The sequence below is a fragment of the Occallatibacter sp. genome (assembly GCF_049802275.1).
Taxonomy (GTDB): Bacteria; Acidobacteriota; Terriglobia; order Terriglobales; family Acidobacteriaceae; genus Telmatobacter.
Genome location: NZ_JBARMD010000227.1, coordinates 1 through 4754, shown reverse-complemented (window position 1 = coordinate 4754; position 4754 = coordinate 1). Strand labels below are relative to the sequence as shown.

Below are 4754 nucleotides of genomic sequence, written 5' to 3'. Positions count from 1 at the left end.
AGTCTTCCGCCACAGTGGCGGACGGCGTCGTCTACTTCGGTTGCCGTGATTCGAATCTCTACGCCCTCGATGCAGCGACCGGCAAAAAACTGTGGGCTTTCAACAACAAAGGATCGTGGGTCATCGTTTCACCGGTTGTGCAGGCAGGCAAGCTCTACTTCGCCACGTCCGATACGGCCCTCCTGCACGTCCTCGACGCAAAGACCGGAATGCCCATCGATTCGCTCAAGTTGTTCCACTGGCCTATCTTCTCTTCGCCATCCATCGCCGGCACCACACTCTACGTTGCCGGACAGGATGGCAAACTGATCGCCGTCGATCTTGCTTCGTTCAAGCCCGCATGGGTCTTCGAGACAGAAGCCTCTCGTCAGAACCTCGCCGCGCTCTCCAAACCCGATGGCAGCCCAAACTACGAAGGAGTCTTTCAATCCAACTTTTACGATGACATGATTATCGGCGTCACCAAGACTCACACCTTAGGTACATTTCTGTCTTCGCCGGTAATTTCCGGGAGCGCCATCTACATAGGAAGCGCCGACGGAAACCTCTACGCCCTCGAATAGGCGGGATGATGATGATTCACCCGCAGATTCTGAGTGTCGTCCCACCTGAATCACTCCCAAGCCCTCTCAAACCAATTTCCACGACATACGGCTTCCACAGCGTTAATCTCGTTTCAATTCTCACGATGCATAATCGAAGAACGTATTCACACGCACTCATTTCAGTCCATTGAATTGAACTCGTTCGCGCTGCCGGTTGAACACGCTCTTCACGAAAGGATCCCATCATGGATCGAAGAGCCATCTTGAAATCTCTCGCCGCTACTACAGTAACCCTCCCTATCCTCACCATCGCCGCGAAAGCCGACACTGGCCATTGCGGCACGCCCTCATGTTCAGCCGATTCCAGTGCCGTTCGCCAGTTTCTGTCAGATTTCATTGCGAAGGAAGAGTCAACGCTCGACCAGGCTGCGCTGATCAAGCTGATGCAGCAGCGAGGCCACGCCTGCTGTCGCGCCCTCACTTTTCGGCAGGATTTAATTGCGAACAGTCACGGCGATGTCGATAAACTCGTCGAGTTGATGGGAAAAATCGTAGGCCCGGCAAACTGCACCCGCACCGCCAACCAGGTCGCGCTCGTGTATCCAGTCAGCAAATGCGTCTGTGGCTGGAGTCCCCAGCGTTCACCCACACCGAACGACCCCTACTGCGAATGTTCAGCGGCAAACAACCAGGCCCTCTTTGAGGCGGTTTCAGGAAAACCCGCCACCGTGAAAGTTCTGGAATCACCACGTCGCGGCGGTCAGGTCTGCCGATTCCAGATCCAGCTCACGTAACGAGCAGCCGGCTCCCACATCCACTCGGGGCTTCCCCGCCGATTCCATCAGCTTCGTTGCTGCTGTCGCACGCTTTGTCACTTCTTCGCCATCCGCGCTCACTTGATTCCCATGATGGTTGACTAATAACCCCAATGCAATCAGCGTCTCTTTCTCGCCAAAGCCATCTCCGCGCGCCGAAAGAATGCGGTCAAGTCCAGCCGCGACAATAACCCGCACGCGGGAAGCCGCATCTGAAAAGACCATGTGCTGGTTTCCGCCATTTTTTCAACGGTCTCCGGCAAATCAGTTATCCAGCTACGCGACTTATCAGACAAATCTGAACCACCCTCGGCACTCCAATTTCGCCTGGCTGCGTCTTACACTAAGGATGCTCTGGATTCTCCGCGCACCCTTCATCGTGCGCACCTCTTTTTTGGTCTTTTTGCTGGCGCTGTTGGTTTCAACATCCGCCGGTGCCGCGCGTATCAACGCCGTGCGAAAGCCTGCGCATGCTTCCGTTGGGAAGGCCACGGTGCATCGTGCAAATCCGTCTTTGCACCCGGCCTCGCATTCTTCACGAATAGTACCCCGGAAGTCCGCCAAAGTGTCCGCAACGAATAGGTCGCATACCACCGCTCGCCGCGGCACGCGTTATGCATCTTCCTCCAGTCATCGCGTCACTTCCACGCGCCATTCGGCGACGCTTCGGCGTACTCGCTACAACAACTATTCTTCCCGCGGACATTTCGTGCCGCTGGCCACCGTTCCCGTCCCCCCTTCTCGGATCCAATCCGATCAACTGAGCGCAGCGCCGGCAGTTGGTCCGGCCTCTGAACCAGACTCGTCCCAACCGCACGCCGATGTGTCGTCGGCAGCAGGCGGCAGCGATACGCCTGGCGAAACCGATACCCTACCGTCCCCCCGCACCGATCGAGCTGCGATGGCCGCGGGCAGCAACCCGCTCTCGGCTCCACGCGAAGGCACGCAGCCCCTTACAGTTGCCTCGGGTCAGGTCGCCGAGCTTACTCGCCCGCCCATGTTTACCGGCAGAGTATCGAGCTATACGCTTCGCGGTACCCACGATTCGCTGGTCCGCCAGAACGAGCGTTCAGAAGATGAGGCACTCGAGCGGATTGAAGACGACGCCGACCTGGAGGACCGCATCTCTCGCGGATTGCTGGTACGTGTGCCCGAGTCGTCAGCACTCTCTGTCAACGCGGATCTGCCTGAGAATCGTCGTTATTGCCGTCCCTGGACCGCCGAGTTTTTGACCAACCTTGCGCATGCCTACCAGGCGCGGTTCCATACTCCGATCGTGGTCAGCTCTGCCGTGCGGACGGTCGAGTATCAGAAGCGCCTGATGCGAATCAATCACAACGCTGCGGACGCCGAGGGCGATGTCGTGAGCCCGCACCTCACCGGCGCCACGATTGACATCGCCAAATCCGGCCTTTCGCGAAGCGAGATGCAGTGGATGCGCACCCAGCTTTTCGGATACCAGAACGCAGGCGTGATTGACGTCGAGGAAGAATTCCACCAGCGCTGCTTCCACATCACCGTATACAAGAGCTATGCCGCAGGGGCACAGACGCACAGATCTCCCCAAATCATCAAAGGCCCAGCCCGGCCTGAATCAGGTTCGCTGGGTGCCGACGCTGTCTCCGACGTAAGTCCAAACCAACGGTAAATCAGCCGGCACCTAACTCAAATCCCCACCACCGCGCAAATTCTTTCATCTCTGCACCAGACGCGCTACAATTCCGGCGAGCGCAATTCCTCCGTGCGTTTGCTACGGATGCCGTCGGTGTTCAGGAGTGGAAACCTCCGGTCGGAAGACTCCTCCGCCTTTGCGGCCAAACATGCCCGACTTTCAACCGAGTTCTTCGAGAGGCAAACTATGAACGATCAGGCAGTGCAACCCGCGGCCGAAGCCACTCCAGGCCTGACTCAATGGCAGCGCGTTATTGATACATTCACCGCACCTTCCAAGACCTTTACCGATATCAAGCGCGGCCACAAGAGCTGGTGGCTGCCGTTTGTCATTTATGCCCTGCTCGGTTTTGCCTTCTACGGCGCAGCTACTTCCAAAGTCGGCATCCGCCAGATCGTCGACAACCAGGTTCGTCTCAACCCCAAGAGCGAGGAGCAGATGGCGCAGCTTACTCCCGAGCAGCGCGAAACACGAATGAAGATTTCCACCACCGTCACCCAGGGCATTTTCCTTGCTGGTCCGGTCTTCCTGTTGGGAATGGGGGCGGTAATCGCGCTCGTGCTTTGGGGAACCATCAACTTCGGGTTCGGCGGAAAGGCCCAGTTCGGCAGCATATTCACAGTCTGGATGTACGCCATGCTGCCCTCGGTCATCAAGACATTGCTCGGGATTGTCGTCCTCTTTGCGGGGATCGCGCCGGAATCGTTCAACATTAAGAATTTTGCGCCCACCAATTTGGGGGCGTTCCTCAATCCCGCGGACACCAACGCAGCTCTCTACAGTCTGGCAACTTCAATCGACTTCATTACCATCTGGAGTCTCGCTCTGGTTGGTATCGGCGTTGCCATTGTCGCAGGCGTCAAACGTTCCTCAGGCTATATCGCTGCATTCGGCTGGTGGGTGATCGTCGTTTTGCTAGGCGTAGGCATCGCAGCCGTTACGGGATAAACGCACAACGAAGCAAAACCAAGCAGCCTGCACACCTAATTTAAGGGAACTTCGCTGGCAGTTCACAAACGGAAGGTCGGGGCTCACGCCCCGGCCTTTTGCTCTATGTCGTCATGGCTGCGCGTGCGGCGGTCGATTCGGCAGGTGCTTTGCGGCGGAGCATGGCAGCGGAGATGAGAGTAATGATCAGACCGACGGGCAGCGGTTCAATGAAGGTATAGGCCATGTTGACCAGCGGGTTCTGGTAGAGCTGCTGAGAGTGCTCGATGGCAGCGACCTTCGCAGCCGTAGTGGCAGGGTCAAGTCCGGCGGTTTGAACCTTGTGAATCTGTGCGGCGAAGTAGCTGTCCATGAAGTGGGGCATGAAGTTGAAGTAGAGGACCTCCCACGTGGCAACGTAGCAGACAGTGGTAATGAGGGCGATCAGGATTCCGCAGACGAAGGCGCGGCCGAAGGAGATCTGCCCCCCAAGGGTGTTGTCACGGTAGCTGCGGATGCCGAAATAGATCAGCAGGAACGACGCCACCATCATGGTGTAGCCCAGAACCATGCTGTGGCCGGAACCGATCTTGTCCGCGAGGAGAAGCGAGCTGTCCATAAGCACGGAGATCATGACGCCGGCGATGAGGCCGAAGGTGAGGACGGTTTTCTTCAAGTGAGGCTCCTGTTGCGAGTGAGTTGGAGTCACGATGCGATGGTACGGGGATGAATGTCGTCACCCTTTCGAATGATTTTTGAGGAATGGAGCAAAAATCGTGCTTTCAGGTGACGCGC

At 57.3% G+C, this 4754-nt stretch carries 6 protein-coding genes; 4 read left to right on the top strand and 2 right to left on the bottom strand.

All coding sequences use genetic code 11. The features are described 5' to 3' along the window. The coding region (locus tag WA354_RS08060) for an outer membrane protein assembly factor BamB family protein (protein WP_472812489.1) at positions 1 to 563 on the top strand (563 nt) is incomplete at its 5' end. A 245-nt stretch (positions 564 to 808) separates the two neighbouring features. Then, on the top strand, positions 809 to 1339 hold the full coding sequence (locus tag WA354_RS08055; protein ID WP_472812488.1) for a hypothetical protein: 531 nt from the start codon (positions 809 to 811) through the stop codon (positions 1337 to 1339). Here the strand turns inward: WA354_RS08055 and WA354_RS08050 are convergent. Further along, on the bottom strand, positions 1289 to 1585 hold the full coding sequence (locus WA354_RS08050) for a hypothetical protein (RefSeq protein ID WP_472812487.1): 297 nt from the start codon (positions 1583 to 1585) through the stop codon (positions 1289 to 1291). The genes WA354_RS08055 and WA354_RS08050 overlap by 51 nt on opposite strands. Positions 1586 to 1925: 340 nt before the next feature. On the opposite strand from WA354_RS08050, the gene WA354_RS08045 reads away from it, so the two are divergent. Together WA354_RS08045 and WA354_RS08040 are read left to right on the top strand one after the other, a co-directional pair. After that, complete coding sequence (locus WA354_RS08045; RefSeq protein WP_472812486.1) at positions 1926 to 3008, top strand: DUF5715 family protein; 1083 nt, start codon at positions 1926 to 1928, stop codon at positions 3006 to 3008. A 210-nt stretch (positions 3009 to 3218) separates the two neighbouring features. Next, on the top strand, positions 3219 to 3980 hold the full coding sequence (locus WA354_RS08040) for a Yip1 family protein (RefSeq protein WP_472812485.1): 762 nt from the start codon (positions 3219 to 3221) through the stop codon (positions 3978 to 3980). A gap of 103 nt (positions 3981 to 4083) precedes the next feature. On the opposite strand, the gene WA354_RS08035 is transcribed toward WA354_RS08040, so the two are convergent. After that, the gene (locus WA354_RS08035) at positions 4084 to 4635 is read right to left on the bottom strand and encodes a DUF4199 domain-containing protein (RefSeq protein WP_472812484.1); all 552 of its coding nucleotides are present in this window, start codon (positions 4633 to 4635) and stop codon (positions 4084 to 4086) included. Between the last annotated feature and the right edge of the window lie 119 nt (positions 4636 to 4754).

What these genes read in the sequence shown, in the direction of transcription:
- WA354_RS08040 (WP_472812485.1), top strand. Translation starts at nt 3,219, where the DNA reads ATGAACGATCAGGCAGTGCAACCCGCGGCCGAAGCCACTCCAGGCCTG.
- WA354_RS08050 (WP_472812487.1), bottom strand. Translation starts at nt 1,585, where the DNA reads ATGGTCTTTTCAGATGCGGCTTCCCGCGTGCGGGTTATTGTCGCGGCT.